At 41.2% G+C, this 18,033-nt stretch carries 12 protein-coding genes; 5 read left to right on the forward strand and 7 right to left on the reverse strand.

Annotated elements, in window-relative coordinates; genetic code table 11:
- Positions 1-221: 221 nt before the first annotated feature.
- The 5 genes from ACK1I8_RS13880 (at position 222) to ACK1I8_RS13900 (ending at position 5,812) form a co-directional block, all read left to right on the forward strand.
- Positions 222-962 carry a hypothetical protein gene (locus tag ACK1I8_RS13880; protein WP_412465963.1) on the forward strand — a complete coding sequence of 247 codons (741 nt, stop codon included), beginning with the start codon at positions 222-224 and terminating at the stop codon, positions 960-962.
- Positions 959-1,642: a response regulator transcription factor gene (locus tag ACK1I8_RS13885; RefSeq protein ID WP_412465964.1), complete on the forward strand. Its 684-nt coding sequence runs from the start codon at positions 959-961 to the stop codon at positions 1,640-1,642. The genes ACK1I8_RS13880 and ACK1I8_RS13885 overlap by 4 nt, the downstream gene beginning before the upstream one ends.
- Positions 1,643-2,980, forward strand: coding sequence for a sensor histidine kinase (locus ACK1I8_RS13890; protein ID WP_412465965.1), 1,338 nt, complete (start codon positions 1,643-1,645; stop codon positions 2,978-2,980).
- 162 nt (positions 2,981-3,142) lie between these two features.
- Positions 3,143-4,360, forward strand: a complete 1,218-nt coding sequence (locus ACK1I8_RS13895) for an MFS transporter (protein WP_412465966.1) — start codon at positions 3,143-3,145, stop codon at positions 4,358-4,360.
- A 207-nt stretch (positions 4,361-4,567) separates the two neighbouring features.
- Positions 4,568-5,812: an arsenic transporter gene (locus tag ACK1I8_RS13900; RefSeq protein ID WP_412465967.1), complete on the forward strand. Its 1,245-nt coding sequence runs from the start codon at positions 4,568-4,570 to the stop codon at positions 5,810-5,812.
- A gap of 168 nt (positions 5,813-5,980) precedes the next feature.
- Here ACK1I8_RS13900 and ACK1I8_RS13905 read toward each other — a convergent pair whose 3' ends face one another.
- The 7 genes from ACK1I8_RS13905 to ACK1I8_RS13935 all read right to left on the reverse strand — a co-directional run bounded on the left by ACK1I8_RS13905 (position 5,981) and on the right by ACK1I8_RS13935 (position 17,747).
- On the reverse strand, positions 5,981-7,129 hold the full coding sequence (locus ACK1I8_RS13905; RefSeq protein ID WP_412465968.1) for a redoxin domain-containing protein: 1,149 nt from the start codon (positions 7,127-7,129) through the stop codon (positions 5,981-5,983).
- Position 7,130: 1 nt separating this feature from the next.
- Positions 7,131-8,759, reverse strand: a complete 1,629-nt coding sequence (locus ACK1I8_RS13910; protein WP_412465969.1) for a S41 family peptidase — start codon at positions 8,757-8,759, stop codon at positions 7,131-7,133.
- Entirely contained in the window at positions 8,759-10,759 is a 2,001-nt protein-coding gene (locus ACK1I8_RS13915; RefSeq protein WP_412465970.1) for a TlpA family protein disulfide reductase, read from the reverse strand. The genes ACK1I8_RS13910 and ACK1I8_RS13915 overlap by 1 nt, the downstream gene beginning before the upstream one ends.
- A gap of 13 nt (positions 10,760-10,772) precedes the next feature.
- On the reverse strand, positions 10,773-12,143 hold the full coding sequence (locus ACK1I8_RS13920) for a RagB/SusD family nutrient uptake outer membrane protein (protein ID WP_412465971.1): 1,371 nt from the start codon (positions 12,141-12,143) through the stop codon (positions 10,773-10,775).
- Positions 12,144-12,147: 4 nt separating this feature from the next.
- Complete coding sequence (locus ACK1I8_RS13925; protein WP_412465972.1) at positions 12,148-15,744, reverse strand: SusC/RagA family TonB-linked outer membrane protein; 3,597 nt, start codon at positions 15,742-15,744, stop codon at positions 12,148-12,150.
- 141 nt (positions 15,745-15,885) lie between these two features.
- Positions 15,886-17,064 (reverse strand): FecR family protein, encoded by a 1,179-nt coding sequence (locus ACK1I8_RS13930; RefSeq protein WP_412465973.1) that lies wholly within the window; start codon positions 17,062-17,064, stop codon positions 15,886-15,888.
- 104 nt (positions 17,065-17,168) lie between these two features.
- Complete coding sequence (locus tag ACK1I8_RS13935) at positions 17,169-17,747, reverse strand: RNA polymerase sigma factor (RefSeq protein ID WP_412465974.1); 579 nt, start codon at positions 17,745-17,747, stop codon at positions 17,169-17,171.
- Positions 17,748-18,033: the final 286 nt, after the last annotated feature.

Here is an 18,033-nt window from a genome sequence, read left to right on the forward strand (position 1 = left end):
TGTCAGATGTGGCTGTATTATAAATGCAGATCGACTTCCTGAGCTTGTTGAAGAGCCTGTTTTAGATGTCTTACATGGCATTTACACAGGCTCAACTTAACAAATTCAGATTGAATAATATTTTATGATACAGCCTTTATCTTAAATTTAATTGTTGACACGTGTGAACTAATCGGCTGCTTTACTGTTAACTGATAAAATATGCATATTTTGCAGATTGTATGAAAATGGAGCAAGATAACGACTTACCAGATAAGCCAATAAAGATAAAAAATAACCGGCCCCTGCTGGTCGTAATTATTCTTTTGCTCTTAGTCATTATCTGGTTGTTAATAAAACCTCCCGTACCATTATTGCCAAAACCGCCCTTACATCATCATGAGCCAAAGATTGAACGGCCGCATCAACAAAGGGTAATTACCGGAACCGTTATCAGATATAAAAACAATCCTCATTTGGATATCAATGCCCTGGAATTGAAAACGGAAAAGGCTGGATTAATCACTGTTGATTTTCGGCCACATACAGCAGCTCGGGTAACCAAAATCGGTACTTTAGGCGGTTTGGTTACGGTAACTTATGGTTTAAACCCTAGCGATGAAGTAGTTGGATACCAATTAACAGCCATCAAAAACAATAGAACGGGCATTAGCCAGATCCTTGATGATTTACCCCCACCTCCTGATGTACCTAATCATCAGACAGAAAAATTCAAGTTGAAAGAACCTGTTTTAATTACAGATCACTATGGGGGCGTTGTTGCGCTTAAAAAAAATGATCTTTTATTTCACTTTAAGCCTGGGTTGGTAGATGATATTGCTCCTCTCATCAAAAAAAGCGATACATTTTATCTCGTAGCGGTCAGGCGTCAGGATGACCAGGGTTTCATCAACATCAATCACGACAAAGTATACATTGTGCTCAGTATTACGATCGATAACAAAACATTCCTGGTAAGATGAAAATATTATTAATAGAAGACGAGTTAAAGTTAGCGGGATTTATTGCCGATGGCCTTACACAGGCCGGCCATATCTGCGATGTGGTTGCTGATGGCAATAAAGGTTTGGAAACTGCTATGGTTGGCGATTATGACCTTATATTGTTGGATATGATGTTACCCTCGCTTAATGGCCTGGAAGTTTTAAAAAACCTGCGCAACTTTAACAATCAAACCCAGGTAATCATCATCAGTGCGCTGAATGATACAGAACACGTCATAAACGGGCTTGACCATGGCGCTATTGATTACCTCAAAAAGCCTTTTGAGCTTGATGAATTATTGGCCAGGATACGTTCTGTACAACGCCGGTCATTTGCGCAGGGTTCGCTCAGATTACAGGTGTCTGACCTTAAGGTAGACCTGCTCACCAGAGAAGTTAGCCGCGCCGGCAAACAAGTTGTACTGAGTAACCGCGAATTTGCCCTCCTGGAATTTCTACTCGCTAACCAGAACAAGGTGGTTACAAAATCACAGATCCTCGAAAAAGTCTGGGATATCAACTTCGATCCCGGTAGCAACGTAATCGAAGTACATCTATACCAGCTTCGGAAAAAGATGGACAGAGGTTACGACGAAGAATTGATCCATACAGTTGTAGGTCGGGGTTACCTGTTGAAAGGTGATGTAAAACAAGGTTAAATGAGAGTCGGAAAGCGACAGTTCGGTATCAAACTTAAAATTACGGCTGCATTCAGCCTGATTTTTATCTTGTTAAGTTTCTCCTTTAATCTCTATTGTTACCGGAAAATCAGGATGCTGATGATATCTGATGATGATACTTATCTGTTAGCAAGGGCCAAAACCCTTTTGGATAAGACAGAAGTATTACCAGCCATTATTCCTTTGCCTGATCACAATACTTCCATCAGGGTATTATACCATTCTGCAGGAAAACCCATCATCGTGTTCCAATCTCCCGGGATCATTAAAAATATCCGCACGCCTGCAAAAACAGGCGTAACCGATACCTTAGGCATGCGGGTAGCCTACGTGGTGAGTAATAATGAAGATAATCCTGCCGAATTGATGCTCGTACGAAGTGCTGATCAATTAGATAGTAATTTAAAATACCTCCTTTTACTACTCTTTGCCTGCAGCCTGTTGAGTGTTTTACTTGCAGGCCTTATTGCCTATATTTTATCTTTTTACCTGTTACAGCCTGTGCAGCGCATAATAAATGCGGCCAAACTCATCAATGCGCAAAAACTCCGGGATGTTATTCCGGTGAAAAAAACGAATGACGAACTACAGGAATTAACAGAAACCATAAATACGATGTTGGTTAGGATCGACGAATCGCTACAGCAACAGCAAAACTTTTTTGCTTCTGCCTCGCATGAATTAAAAACACCACTGGCCATTATGCGTGCCGAAATAGAAGTCCATCTATCAAAACCTGGATTAGCTGCAGAACTATCAGGCCTCATGGAAAGTCAGCTTGCCGAAATCAACAGGCTGCAACAGGTGGTACAGGAGTTCCTTTTGGTAAGCCAGTTAAAAAGTAGCGGCATTACCTTACATCGGCAACAAATAGACCTTTCATTGGTGATACTCCGATTGTTTAATAGGTTCCAACCTTTCCTGCAGCAAAAAGGATTAGGCTCAGCTATTCATTTTGATCAGGAAGCCGAAACATTTTTAGTCGCTGCTGATGACGATAAACTGAATATATTATTGATGAACCTCCTGGAAAATGCGATTAAATATGCGGTTCCAGACTCTATAATTAGTTGTGCTGTGCAGCAATCTACCGTGAAGGATGATATTACCATTAGTTTTAAAAATGCGATTAATGAAGAGAGTTTCCCAACTGAAAATCTGCAGAATGCCTTCCATAGGGAAACCATAGATTCAAATGGCGCGGGTATTGGTCTTTGGTTGGTTAAAGAGATCACACATTTGCACAAGGGAAAATTCCGCATCGAAAGCGGTAATTTTTTCTTCGAAGCCATAATAGATTTGCCAACTACCACATAGCCTTTAGGATGGATACGAAATATATTTAACTTCCTTTATCCCTATGAAGAAAAATTAATTTCGGCCACAACCATCATAAATCTTTGATTTTCAAATAAATAACACAAAACATCCCTGGTAAGGGATTAAACATAATGATGAAAGTGTTGTTAAGCAAATCGTATGAGCAAACAAGCGGCTATAGGCGTAACAGATAAGCGGATTATCTGGCCATTACAATCTCTAAATTTTTTCATGGCCGACCTCCAGGCAGGGGTTGGACCATTTTTAGGCATATTTCTTTTGGCGCATGGCTGGAAAAGCGGGCTGATCGGTTCGGTAATGACCATCGGTGGAGTAGCAGGAATGATTATGACTATTCCAGCGGGGGCATTAATCGATGCCACTAAAAGAAAGCGGTTTTACGTGATTATATCGGCTGTGTTCACCATACTGGCATCAGGAATAATCTTATTTACCCAGGAGTTCTGGCTGGTGAGCATTTCGCAGGTGGCGACAGCTATTGCCGGGTCGGCTATTGGTCCGGCGATCATCGGCATTACGCTGGGTATAGTGAAGCAAAAAGGATTTAACAAACAAAACGGCTATAACCAGGCATTTAACCACGCAGGCAATGTGGTGGGGTCTGCACTTTCCGGTTACCTGGGGTATAAATTTGGCATTACCGCGATATTCATTCTAGCTGCCTTTTTTGGCCTATTGTCTATCATTTCAGTATTATTGATTCCTGCTAAATCCATTGACGATAATGTGGCCAGGGGAATGAAAGAGGGCGACAAAAATGATGAAGCCAGTGGGTTTAAAGTATTATTTCAATGTAAATCTCTATTGGTATTGGCAGGTGCATTAGCCTTTTTTCATTTAGGTAACGGCGCGATGTTGCCGCTTTATGGCCTCGCTGCCGCCGCTAATGGTCATGGTAATGCTTCGATGTTTGTAGCCATGACTATTATTATTGCGCAACTGGTTATGATCGGCACCTCGCTTTTAGCGATGAAGATGGCAGATAAAAGTGGCTATTGGTTAGTATTATTTATTTCTTTCTTATCGCTGCCTATACGTGGTTTATTTGCCGCCTATATGCATAGTCATGTGGGCATCTACCCTGTACAAATTTTAGATGGAGTTGGAGCAGGCCTGCAAAGTGTTGCCGTTCCCGGCTTGGTTGCACATATCCTAAATGGCACAGGAAGGGTAAATATTGGACAAGGTGCAGTGATGACGGTTCAGGGACTTGGAGCTTCACTTAGCCCCGCAATTGGGGGCTGGATAGCGCAAGGAATAGGATATAGTTGTGCCTTCATGATCCTTGGTGCATTTGCCATCGGTTCTATACTCTTATGGGTCATATTTTCAAAAACAATCAAGGATGCCTGCTAACCCCTGCTACATGATTGCTGAGTAATTTAACCCTCAAAACGACCGATGTAACAGGCCTCAGCACACTTAGACTATACCATAAATATTGCTTCAAAATAATAAGACGGCTGTGGTGCAGAGATTCGCCGGGCAACCGGCTGAAATAGCATAACAGCGAACCGCCTAAGCTTTGAGCATGAAGGAAAACCCATATCTTCGCTATAAAATATGAATAATATACTCATCTGGATTATTTCCTTCTTCGCAATAGCGGGTGTGATCATCAGGCCTTTTAAAATTACCGAAGCAGTGTACGCTATCAGTGGGGCTGCCCTATTATTATTATTCCAGCTAATTACCCTTTCCGATGCCTTTTCTGGTGTATCGAAAGGTTTAGATGTTTATTTATTTTTAACCGGCATGATGTTGCTGGCCGAAACCGCGCGGGAGGAGAAACTGTTCGACTGGCTGGCTGCCCATGCAACTTCACAGGCTAAGGGATCTTCCGGAAGATTGTTTTTACTGATTTATCTGGTAGGTGTGGTGGTTACCACATTTCTTTCCAATGATGCTACAGCTGTTGTATTAACGCCAGCTGTGGCGGCGGCTGTTAAAGCGGCCAAAGTGGAAAAACCACTTCCTTATTTATTGATCTGCGCATTCATAGCCAATGCAGCTTCCTTCGTTTTGCCCATTTCAAACCCGGCAAATCTGGTTATTTATGGTACACATATGCCATCATTAATGCATTGGCTCAGCTTGTATCTTATCCCCTCTATCTTTGCCATTAGCGTTACTTATTTTATGCTCCGGTTCTCACAGCGCGGGTGTTTTAAACAAAAAATCAGAACGGAAATTGATTTGCCTGAATTGGGCCAGGGTGGTAAAACGGCTTTGATTGGAATCTGTGGAACTGCAGCAGTTTTATTGGCTGCCTCGGCCTTGAATATTGAACTAGGCTTGCCCACATTGATTACTGGTATCGTTACCAGTGCCATCGTATTGACCCGCGCAAGAAAAAACCCTGTTAATGTAATTAAAGGAATATCATGGGCAGTGCTTCCCTTAGTGGCAGGATTATTTATCATAGTAGAAGCTTTAAATAAAACCGGAGTGACGCAGGAATTAAGTGCATTATTAAATGATGCAATAGCACGGTCTGAAACTGCAGCGGTTTGGCTTAGCGGTATTGTAACGGCAGTAGCCTGCAATTTAATGAATAATTTGCCTGCCGGATTAATTGCAGGAAGTGTGTTGCAAAGTGCGCATACCCCCGACATGGTCAAAAGCGCAGTGTTAATTGGTGTAGATCTTGGCCCCAACCTTTCCATAACTGGTTCGCTGGCTACAATACTTTGGCTGGTTGCTTTAAGACGTGAAGGGCAGGAAGTAAGTGCCTGGACATTTTTAAAATTGGGAAGCCTAATTATGTCCACAGCATTGATCGCTGCTATACTTTCTTTATGGATTTGATTTGTTAACCTGAGTTTGATTGGTTGTTAAGCATCCTGCTATGCCATGATTTTAATGCTATAGTTAATTGATATGCCCAAAACAAACGATACAAAAAATGCAGGCGACATCCATCAACCTGCATTAATCATCATTAACTTATAAGATTTAATTACTTGTAAGATTTAATTACTTGGCACCTGCTTCAAATATCTCTTTGAGTTTATTTTCCAAAACCTCACCTCTCAAATATTTAGCGATAATTTTTCCATTCGGATCGATTAAAAAGTTCATCGGGATTGCTTTAACCTCGTATTTAGCTGCGGCCTCGTTTTCCCATCCCTTTAGATCTCCTACCTGTTTCCAGGCTAGTTTATCATCTGCTATTGCTTTTATCCATTTGGCTTTATCAGCTGCTTTATCAAGCGAAACACCTAAAATTTCAAATCCTTTTGATTTGTACTGCTCGTAAACCTTAACTAAGTTTGGATTCTCCCTACGGCATGGTGCACACCATGAAGCCCAGAAATCAACCAAAACATATTTTCCGCGGTAATCAGAGAGCTTCACCATTTTACCATCAACATCTGGTTGGGTAAAATCCTGTGCCTCTACACCTTCCTGCGTTTTTTTGAAAGTAGCGATCCGTTGGCCAACCGTTTTACCGAAATAAGAATCTCTCAATTTCGGATTGATGGTCAGGTATATCTTCTCCATCTCTACCGCATCAAAACCTGGCGCCAGCGTAGAGTTCAAAGCCATTAACGACATGAAGCTGTCAGGGTTCTTTTTTACATAACTGATCTTCGCATCCATAATCTCCTTTTCTGTTTTCCGTGCCCGTTTTTCCAGATCCATGATCACAGTTTTATCCTGTTTTTTGGCTTCCGGCAAATCCTCGTATTCCTTATTAAAGGCCTGCATTTTATGATAAAGCGGGCGAAGCATATCATCTACGCGGCGACTCTCTTCAGTTTGAGCTGACCCTTTTAATACAGCTGTTTTTAAAGAATCTTTACCTGTGATGGTAATATCTTCATTATCAAGGATCAGGCTTAAACCATCGATTTTTATACGTTTGCCCGGAATCTCCACCGCATCATCATGTTTCAAACGTAGTGTAGCTTCCGTGGGTCCGTCTACATGGCCTCTGAAAGTAAAACTTCCGTTTACGAGAGGTACTGAATCCAAAACCTGTGTACCTTCTTTGGTTGTCAATAAAAAAGCTTTTGCAGGCTTGCCCAGTTTACCGATCTGGCCTTTAATGGTATATCCTTTTTGTGCCGTTGCACTCAAGGAACAAAGTGCAGCTACCGCACCAATTATTAATGTTTTCATGTTAGTTTTTTTTCTTTTGATTTGGAGATGATTTACGATTGGTATTCCCGTCTAATAATTTATTGTATGTAGCTTTAGAATTGAGGATGGATAAGGCGGTGTCAAATGCAGTACTGGCTTCGTTACGAACACGCAGTGCATAACCTTTACCTACATATAACATATCGGCTATGGCAGCTTTTAGTTCTATACGGATGGTTTTACGTGCCACTTGATCTGTTTTTGCTGGCATTTTGATACGCAGTTTTACCGCAGCATCAAAAATCCCGTCAATCATGGTTTCTTCCCCTTTAAAGCCCTTATCAAAACTTTCGAAATCCGGATAGGAAGCTGTGAGCTGTTTACGGTTCTGTTGCACCTGTTCAAATGCTACTTTATTAACTAAACCACTGTTCATGATTTGATTCAGCCAGGTACTATATAATGCGGAGTCTATCGGAACAAACTGATCGGGCATAATACCGCCACCACCATAAACCGTTCTTTTACGGTTAAGTGTGGTGTATTTCAGTGAATCGGGAAAATGGTAATGTCCAGCTTCTTTCAATTCACCCGAGGCCATTCTCCGGTTAAAATCTTCAAAGTAATCGGCTTTGCCCTTGGAGTAAGGTTTCTGGATGGAGCGTCCTGAAGGGGTATAGTAACGTGCAGCTGTTAGCCTGATCACTGAACCATCACTTAATGGAAATCCTTTTTGCATCAGGCCCTTACCAAAAGTTCTTCGGCCAACAATAACAGCCCGATCCCAGTCCTGTAGAGCACCGGTCAGGATTTCACTGGAAGAGGCAGTAGATTCATCAACCAGCACCACCAACTCACCGTCCATAAACTGCCCGTAACCACCGGTGAGAAAATAATCCTTTACACCTGTATTGGTAACTGAATAAAAAACAGTTTTTTCAGGTGGAAGAAATTCATCCGCTACGCCGATGGCCATATCTACTATTCCTCCCCCGTTCATCTGTAAATCCAGGATCAACTTCGTCATGCCTTGAGCTTTTAAGTTTTTCAAAGCGGCATCCATTTCGCGGCGGGTAGATTGACTAAAGACAGACAAGGCAATATAGCCGATCTGTTTGGTTACCATGTAACTGGCCGTAATGGATAACTCGGCTAGCTGCTCCCGCATTACCGTGAATCTTAAAAGTTCCGGCTGCCCTTTACGCCTAACGGCCAGGTTAACGGCTTTTCCTTTTTCTCCCCTCAGCAATCGCATCACCTCCTGGTTCTTCAGGTTTTTACCAGGAATCGTCTGCCCATCTACGCTTACAATCTGGTCGCCTACCTTTAAGCCTACCCGGGCGGCAGGCCCGTCCGGATTTACACTGATGACAAAAGTACTGTCTGAAAGCATTGCAAATCCAATTCCAATTCCGGCAAAACTTCCCGACATGGATTCGTTCATGGCCTCTACCTCTTCGCGGCTGATGTAGCTCGAATGTGGATCAAGGCTGCTTAGCATTCCTTTGATGGCAGCATCTACCACGGGTTCATCATTAACCGGGTCCACATAGTTATCCTGGATCAGTTTTAAGGCATCCTGTAGCTTAATCTTCGGATTCATCTGTGCCTGGACCGAAAGCCCTATCCAAAAGGAGAGAAAGGCCACAATTATCGTTTTTCTTATCATTATTTTTCTGCTCTTAATATTTCAATCGCGGTTGATAATTCATCGCGTAGCTGACTCGGGCTACCGGAATATCCTTCTGAAGTATAGCGTACTACACCATTTTTTACGACGATTTTACGTGGAATAGAAGACTGTTTAAACAATGGTAAAAGACTCTTGAATACTTGGTCTTGCGCTCCTGATGCACTAACAGCATCATGCAAAAGATGGAAACGAAAGCCTTGACTTTTTACATAATTCACAGATTTAGCTTTGTAATCGCCGGTTTGCATGGTACCGATCATGTAAACTCCAATTTGTGGATCATTTGCATATTGATCTACGAGCAGCTGCATACCTGGAAAAGCCTCGATACAAGGTCTGCACCAGGTGGCCCAAAAATCAATCACCACAATTTTAGTTCCCCAATCATTGGAATTAACGAGATTGCCGTTGGCATCTTCCAGGCTAAAAGGTTTTAAGGGAAAGTTTACCATATTTGCTAATACGTGCGTCCTCATTTCTGCCTTTTTATCATTTGGCATCAGCGACGATAAGTATTCCTCATAGCCTTGATCCTGGCCTTGGCGTTCGCTTTTATATAGCTCCTTTAACTTGCTAAACATTTCTGGGGTAACTGCGTTGGCTGCCACACTGTTTTCCAGCAGAGGTTTAATCCCCTTATTATCTTTCAGTTCGCTTAATACACGAAGGTGCATGGCATTCATTTCGGCATTGCTATAAATTCCATCTTTAGATAGGTACTGGAAAAAGTTCTTTGCTGCTACAAAATCTTTTTGGTTAATGGCTAACGCGATATGGGTAAATAAACGATCGTTCATTTGCTTATCGGCGTTTTCCTGTGCTTTTACCGCATCTCTACCGAAGTCTGTCAGATAAGACTGATCGCGCTGGCGTTCTAACAGATAAGGAATAATCTTCTTGCTCAACTCATAAAGTAATTTATAATCTGCTTTACCTGACATAGACATTTGATTCCGCGTAATATTCCAGCGATAAATTTCGTTGGCCGTTCTAAAATCAATATCCTTAAACAGGGATAAGAATTTACCTATTTGGTTGCTATCAAAATAAATAGTGCCAAGGCCCCTGTAAATCTCATAATACAGGAAACCTTTGTCATCCGGGGTTTTCTTCCATTCTGCATAAGGATATTTTTCAAGAAAATCTTCTGATGCCAATTGATAAGTCTTTGTTGAAGCTCCTTTGGTTGCGGCACGGAAACTCAATAATTTCGCCGCTCCGCTTTTTGGCTGGTATTGGAAAATCAGTTTTTCTATTTCCTTTGCCTGCTGATCCCGTTTTTCACGGATATAATAATTATGAGCTTCTGTTAACAATGCTTCACTATATTTTGCTTTTTTGATGGCTGACTGTATTGCTGCATCGGCAAAGGCATTAAAGTCATCAGCAGGCATTATTGAACGTTTTAAATTAAGATAGGTGAATAGCGCCGGTCCTGTCCCAATTGATTTACCAGAGATTTTCTCTTCTTCTTTCAGCAGATAATCAGTGATTTGGGTATTTTTTTCAGGCGAAACAAAACTATTTAAACTCCAATCGCCGGTTAACCCGGCCCGTAATGCAGCTTCCGCCAGATAACTGCCACGCTGTTCTTTACCGTTGTTACCTACAACCCTGGCAAAATACCCTTTACCTTGATTATTATCACTAGCTTCCGGTGTCTCGACTGGCCCCTGATAAAACTTTAAAGCAAGGAAAACAGCATTTGCTGGCAGCGCATAACTGGCTTGCCATTGGTCTTTATCCTTTTTCAGTTTAAGCGGCAAAGTATTCCAGCGTTTGCCATTAAAATAGGCCAATGTTACTTGGGGCTCATCGCTAAATTCAAGGTCCCCACCTTTTGCCTGGTAATAAAAGGTGGCTGGTTGATTTTGCCTTAACAATCCTGGTTTCCAGGTTAAGGTCTGGGCTGCCAACTGCTGCCCAAAAAAAGGGCAAAGCAGTAGCAGACCACTCAGTAATAAATTCTTTTTCATAAGTGTCCGTAGGTTATCTGGGATTCTGTTGCAATTCGGGGTTTAATAGAATATACTTATCACCTATCGGATAGATATAGCGATTTGAATTAGGTGTAAGCGTGTAATCTATTCCCTTATAATTGCGGGTTTTGGTTTGCCTAAAGGCGTCATCAAGCATTAATCTCTTCTGATCAAACCAGCGTAAACCTGTGCCAAACAATTCCTTTCTTTTTTCTTCCACTACAATGCGTAAGGCATCGGCAGCAGATGAAGCTGTTAAAGGTGCATAATTGGCGTTATTGAAACGTTTGACCCTTAGGTTATTTACAATGGTCATGGCATCGGCGGTCTGACCTGCTCTCGCTAAACATTCCGCTTTGATGAGCATGATCTCAGGTACCGATGGGCCATTACTGATCACAAATTCATTGTAGAAATACTTAGTGGAAGCACGGCCGGTAAAACTGGTGCTAAATTGTGAACCAAAGCGGCTTCTGGTATCGGTAAATAACTTATAGCGCAAATCTGTAGTGCCCATGGCAGATAGCAGATCATTACTTAACGAAATGGCCTGATAGGATACGCCTGCAATTTTAGAAAATATAATTTCAGGATTATTTAACCTTACTGGAAGGGTACCTGGTGTACTTTCATAATTTTTCAGATCGATCAATGTATTTTGTAAACGCAAAGTACTATCAGCATATAATGAGGCATTATTAAAATCACGAAGATTGAGGTAAGTTTTAGACAGTAAGGCATAGGCCGATACCTTTGCAGGTCTTACGTTAAATTCAGGAAGATCTGGCAAGCGACTGATGGACGCCTTCAGGTCTTGCACGATTTTATTATATACTTCTGCTACCGGTGTACGGTTAAGTTTGGTATATAAATTTGGCGTAGTAAGCAAAGGCACGCCCAAATCTGTTGTGGCAGTAGCGCTGGTGTATTGCTTAGCATATGTATTAACCAAAATCAGATAAGTATAAGCACGGTGTACCAGGGCTTCGGCATAAATTTTCTGCTTCTCCTGTTGTGTTCCATTTTGTGAGCTTAACACCCCATTGATCACCTCGTTACAGGTATAGATGGTTTTATATTGTCTGTCCCAATCACTGTCACTTTGGGTATCGGAGGCATAAAGCGCAGCCCAGCTATATACGTTACCCAGGATATCCCCCAGGTTGTTCTGCCGGGTAACATCCGTAATTTCCGTATCGTCACCCGATAAAATCGGGTAGGAAAAACTACCTTCTAAAACAGTGTTATTATTCATGGCATACCGGTAATCGGAGGTATATTTTAAAGTACGTACAGAAATCTGATCAATTTCTACATACTTTCTGCAGCCTGCGAAGGCAATTGCCAATACAAACAGGATGATGATATATTTTGCGTTCATGTGATTAAAGCGTTGCATTGATTCCAAAAATGTAACTAGGTGTAGGGGTTACGGTACCAAAATTGCCATTGCTGACAAATTCAGGATCGATCCCTTCTTTATTGGCTCTCCAGATAATACCCAGATTTCTGACATTAGCAGAAAGCGAGATTGATTTGAAAGTATTTCTTGGTAGAAAACGTTTCGGTAACTGATAAGCCAGTGAAATTTGCTGCAAACGGATATTATCTGCTTTCCTTACTAAGGCATCAGAAAAGCGATATCGGTTAATACTGTTAAAATTTACGTTGCTTAACCCCGGAACATCAGTTTTCGCTTCATCCCCCGGATTTCTCCAGCGGTCTGCCAATTCTTCCTGCCTGCCTAAAATCCCGCTGTAACTACCCTGGAAAGTTGGGTAATTGGTTACCGCATTTTTCATAAATACATGCCCAAAATAACCTGTAATCTGAACTCCGGCTTCAAACTGGCCATATTTAAAGGTGTTGAAAAATCCTGTTGAATATGGCGCATAGAGAACACCCGCTTTAACCAGATCTTCTTTTGTAAAAGCACTGGTTAAATTCGTGGTATTGTTGATGATGTTGTTATTGCGGTCGTAAATCTGAGATTGTCCCTTATTATCCAAACCGGCCCATCGGTATACATATAGTGTTCCTAAAGTAGCGCCATTTACGGTTGATCCTGACCCAGCCAGGGTGCTGGAATTATTTTCGTACCTGGCTTCTGTTACCATATTGGTTGTATAGCTGAAGTTAAACAACGATTTCCAGCTGAATCTTCCAGCCCTTAGTGGCTCACCATTAATGGAGAATTCGTAACCGTGCCCTTTTAATGTTCCGCTGTTAAAATTTAGTGACGACCAGCCATATGTAGGATTGTAACTAAAATTGGCCAAAAGCCCGGTGGTACGCTTGGCATATACATCAAAGCTTGCATTTAAACGCCCCTTCAAAACACCAAAATCTAAACCAAGATTGCTATGTTTGGTAGTTTCCCATCCTAAATCAGAATTGGCCGGTGTTTCAATACTGGCAATGGGTTGACCAGTACGGGAATCGCTACCGGTAAGTGTCAGAATAGGAATATTTGAACCGCCCTGTGGCACTACCCCGGCAGTTCCAATAGTTGCCCTCAGGGCTAGTGTGTTCAGCCAGTCTACACTTTTAATAAATTCTTCCTGATTGGCATTCCATCTTAAACCTAATGACCAGAATGGTTTAGCTCTTTTACTACGGTCTACCCCCATCATGGTGTAATCGTCGAAACGGACACTACCGGTAAGAAAATACTTGTCTTTATAGCTATAGGAAGCATTGCTGTAATAAGAAAGAAAACGTTTTCTGGTTGCGGCCAAGCCACTTAGATTTGCGCCCAAAGTTTGGGTATAACCATACATAGTCATATAAGAAACGGTTGGATTTGCAATACCTACCGCTCCGGTATCTTCGTTATAGCCATACCGGGTTTCAGATGTATTGCCCGACCGGGTTTCCCTCAATTCTGTTCCTGCGATTGCTGTTACATGATGATCTTTGGCAAAAGTTACGTCAGCATTCAACTGCCCCCTTAACGCGGTTTCAGATGAATTATTACCAATAGTAAAGTAGCGTCCGCCATAAGGCACATTGTAAACCAGTTTACCGTTGGTAACGACTGTACCCGTATTTACTAAAAGCCTGCCTGCATAACTGTTTAATTCATTCAAGGTATTATTTGAACCAAACTGGCGCTGATTGGAAATGGAAACATCTGCATTTAACCACTTGGTAATTTTACCATTGATTCCGCCATTCAATCTAATCACATTGTTTTTGGCGATTGAGTTGGAGTAATTGAGTTCGTCTATTGCACTGTAACTGAACGGCAGGTAACCTTGTGCCATCATGGTATTGGCTAATGACTGGCGAAAAATAACCGTTCTGCCAATACTATTGCCATTATCATCCATCAGTAAATCGTATGGCCTGAGTGCTGTTGTGCTAACCGAAAGGGCATCAACCGCGGCACTGTTAGATTGTGATTTAGCATACTGATAATTGATTAATGCTCTTAGCGTAATCCGCTTATTAAATAAAGCGGTACTGGTATTGGCATTAATGAAAGCATTTTCAGCAAAATTACTTTTAAAAATGGGCACATCTTTCGTGTAGTTTCCAGAAATATAAAAATTACTGTTTTCACTACCACCTGAGTAAGAAAGGTTATATTGATGGTTAACTGCATTTTGCAACAGGTTTTTTTCGATCTGACCGGCGGCATCACGCATGGCAATTTGTGCCAACGCAGCGTCGCGCTCTGCAACGGTTGCCGTTCCACGTTTTACACGAAACATCCACTCGGTAGCCTCACTATTATTTGGTGTATAAATGGCATTTCCCGGTGTTGCCGAAGCCGGATCTACCAAAAAACCTTTATCTACCATTTCCTGCTCCAAATCTATATACTGCGCAGCACTCATCCAGCGCTGATTGGCAATAGATGGATTTTTGGAAATTCCAAAAACGTAACTGAGGTTAACCTGTGATGTACCATTACGACCTTTCTTGGTATCAATTACGATTACGCCATTGGCCGCCCGCGAACCCCATATGGAAGTAGCTGAAGCATCTTTTAAAAACGTGATCTGCTCAATATCAGCAATATTAATATTGCTAATAATTGAATTCCCATAACTAACACCATTGGCCTTTGTTAGTTGTGCACGGTCGCTAGCATCCATCAAAGGAAAGCCATCCAGCACAATCAGTGGAGTTCCGGAACCACCTGCATAACTATTTACGCCACGGATCTGAATAACATTACTTTTAATATCAAATTTTACTCCCGGAATTTTACCTTCTAAACGTTCCATGAGGTTAACGGCAGGCGTTCCTTCCAGTTCTTTTCCTGAAATGGTACTATAGGCTCCAGCTGCCCGTTCTTTACTGATTTTTTGATATCCGTTCGATACCACATTAATCTCATCCAACGCTGATGCAGCTGCCATCAGTTTTACGTAATAAGTAACGGTTTTCCGATCTACAAAAATCTCTTCCCCTTTATAGCCGATATAGGAGATTTGCAATACATAACCATTGGCAGGCACATCCCTGATCAGGATATCACCCTCTTTATCGGTCACGTACATTTTGTTAATGGTTTTGTTGTAGACATTAGCTCCGGGAAGCGGGCGTCCTAACGAATCTCTAATGCTTACCTTAACATCGATATCTTTCACCAGATCAACCAGTTTATCAGCAATACCTCTTTCCTTAATTACAATGGTTTTACCGTCTACAGAAAAAGTAAGTGGCTGGTTGTTTAACGACTTTTGAACGGCTTCTAAAACATTCACCTGATTCACCTGGATAGACACCGGTTTGGCATCCAGGATCAGGTTGAGATCATAGATGATATTATATCCACTTTGCCGGCGAATTTCTTTCAGCACGCGTTCCAACGGCGCATTTTTTTCAACAATGGAAACTTTTTGTGCCTTGGTTGATGCACTTAATTGCATTAAAGCCGCCAAGAAAATCACAGCCGTCAATCGCATAACAAGTAGCAGTTTGCGGAGCTGCCTGTTGGGCAACCCGAGTGAAGTAAAATTTTTATACATTTGTTTGTTTGGTTTATTGCATTTGGCCTGAGCTTCGAAATCAAGACCTTATGCGTAATTAGTTGATTATTTGTAGTCGACTGCCAATTATCCAGGGGTGCCGCCAAGCACTTCTGGTTTTTTTTTGGAATCGCTTTTAATTTATTTTGAAACGATTACCCTCCTTCCTTCCAATTTAAAGTGTACTTTTCCTGTTAACTGAATATGATTGAGTACTTCTGAAATATTGGTGCCTCTCGACATCCAACCACCGAGCATTAAATCCTCCGGTGCAGTTTCATCATATATGATTTCTACGTCATACCATCTTGCTACCTTTCTCATTGCACTTCGTAAATCTTCTCTAAACACAAATTCTCCATTTTTCCAGGCAACTGCCATTTCGGTATCTGCCTGTTGCACCTTTATGTTTTCATTACTCAACCTGGCCGTTTGCCCAGGTTTAAGTAATGCAGCTTTGTTATTGTTCAAGGCAACCTTTACACTCCCGATTAATAAGGTAGTATTAATAAAAGGTTCATCAGCATAGGCATTGATGTTGAAATGTGTGCCTAACACTTCTACTCTTTCTGATGGTGTTTGGTTTTTAACTACGGTGACGGAGAATGGTACTCTTCCTTTAGGCCCTTCCCTATGCGCCACTTCGAAATACCCCTCACCTGTTAAGGCCACCTCTCTTCCATTTTCAGCAAAAGCTGTCGGATATTTTAAAGATGAGCCTGCATTTAGCCAAACTTTTGATCCATCAGGCAAAATAACCGCGTATTGCCCCCCAATGGGTGTGGTAATGGTATTAAACCCAGCACTTTTACCAGTATTTAAAGCTTTATAAACCAAGGTTCCATCAACAGATCTGGTAATTTCAATGCCAGCTTCGGCAGCAATTTTTCCAACGGCATCTTTATTTAAATCGATTACCTTACCATCAGATAAAGTTAATGTAGCCTTATCAGTACCTGCAGGCAGGTCATACTTTTTGGCAATGACAAACCGGTCTGGAGTGTTGGCGTTATTTTTAAGTACCAGGTAACCGATACCCGCTATCAATATTAAGCTTGCGGCAATTCCTATTGAAATTATCCTTCTATACGATTGTTTTAGTTTCTGAACTTTGGGCAATTCCTGTGTTGTTTGTGATACATCAGCAATAATTTTATTCCAGATTTTCGCTTCCAACTTTTCGTATGCTATCGGCATCTCCACCGATTTATTTTCTTCAGCTTTTAACAAATACCAGGTTTCCAGCTGTGCTTTTTGTTTTTCATTAAGTTTATGATGCAGATAATCTCTGATAAATCCACTTATAGTTTGTTTGTTCATGTTTTTCATAGGTAGTATAATAGTAATGACAGGCAGCTCAGAGCAATGTTGTATCCAACATTAAAAAAAAAAGTTACTTTTTTATCAATATTTTGGAAAAAGCACTATAATGAGAAAAAAAAAGAAGGTAAATGATGACCAAATTTAGTTCGCAGTGTTGAAATCGCTTTGGTCATCTGCGTTTTAACCGTGAGTTCAGAGATGTCCATAATGCCTGCAATTTCTTTGTATGAAAGATTTTGTTTCCGTTTTAATTCGAAAACCTCGCGCATTCTGGGTGGAAGTTTTTCAATTTCCTCTTCAATAAGTCTGGCTAAGATCCGTTCCCTGATCAGGTGATCGGTAATTTCCTGTGCCTGATCTAAAAATTGCCCAAGATCTGTCAGGTAGGCGTGGTGCACCTGATTTTTACTAAAAAAATTCAGGATTGCATTTCTGGTGGATACATAAAGATAGGCACCAATTGAAGTATCAGCAGGCAGCTGAGGTGCTTTCTGCCATAATTTTGTAAACACCTCCTGAACTACATCCTCACTTTCGTTCTCTTCTTTGAGCATACGAAAGGCATGCCTGTATAGTAACGGCCAGTATCGGCTATAAATTTCTGAAAAGGCCTTACTATCCCGGACTATTAACAGCGAAAGTAATTCATCGTCAGCATATGTGGCATAATCCTGGTCCATTGATGAGTAAAAATAGAACTTATTTACGGTAAACAAAAATCAGGAAAATACAGTTGATTCCGGTATAATAGGGTTTTAGACTTTAAAAATGATGAAGATTAGGAATAGTAACGGTAAAAAGACGAAAGGTGTTAGTTGTATCTACTTTTCTTCAATGTGATATAAAAAAGTAAAGATCGTAGGCAACAATCTAAAAACTAATTAAAAATACCACAAACCGTCAAAATAAGACAGTTATATATCGCATTCATTAATAAAAAAGGGGAAGATTTTTCAATCTTCCCCT

This window comes from Pedobacter sp. KLB.chiD (assembly GCF_047040275.1).
In the GTDB taxonomy this organism is placed as follows: Bacteria; Bacteroidota; Bacteroidia; order Sphingobacteriales; family Sphingobacteriaceae; genus Pedobacter.

Coding starts and splice junctions, on each gene's coding strand:
- ACK1I8_RS13880 (WP_412465963.1), top strand. CDS start 222: ATGAAAATGGAGCAAGATAACGACTTACCAGATAAGCCAATAAAGATA.
- ACK1I8_RS13885 (WP_412465964.1), top strand. CDS start 959: ATGAAAATATTATTAATAGAAGACGAGTTAAAGTTAGCGGGATTTATT.
- ACK1I8_RS13890 (WP_412465965.1), top strand. CDS start 1,643: ATGAGAGTCGGAAAGCGACAGTTCGGTATCAAACTTAAAATTACGGCT.
- ACK1I8_RS13895 (WP_412465966.1), top strand. CDS start 3,143: ATGAGCAAACAAGCGGCTATAGGCGTAACAGATAAGCGGATTATCTGG.
- ACK1I8_RS13900 (WP_412465967.1), top strand. CDS start 4,568: ATGAATAATATACTCATCTGGATTATTTCCTTCTTCGCAATAGCGGGT.
- ACK1I8_RS13905 (WP_412465968.1), bottom strand. CDS start 7,129: ATGAAAACATTAATAATTGGTGCGGTAGCTGCACTTTGTTCCTTGAGT.
- ACK1I8_RS13910 (WP_412465969.1), bottom strand. CDS start 8,759: ATGATAAGAAAAACGATAATTGTGGCCTTTCTCTCCTTTTGGATAGGG.
- ACK1I8_RS13915 (WP_412465970.1), bottom strand. CDS start 10,759: ATGAAAAAGAATTTATTACTGAGTGGTCTGCTACTGCTTTGCCCTTTT.
- ACK1I8_RS13920 (WP_412465971.1), bottom strand. CDS start 12,143: ATGAACGCAAAATATATCATCATCCTGTTTGTATTGGCAATTGCCTTC.
- ACK1I8_RS13925 (WP_412465972.1), bottom strand. CDS start 15,744: ATGTATAAAAATTTTACTTCACTCGGGTTGCCCAACAGGCAGCTCCGC.
- ACK1I8_RS13930 (WP_412465973.1), bottom strand. CDS start 17,064: ATGAACAAACAAACTATAAGTGGATTTATCAGAGATTATCTGCATCAT.
- ACK1I8_RS13935 (WP_412465974.1), bottom strand. CDS start 17,747: ATGGACCAGGATTATGCCACATATGCTGACGATGAATTACTTTCGCTG.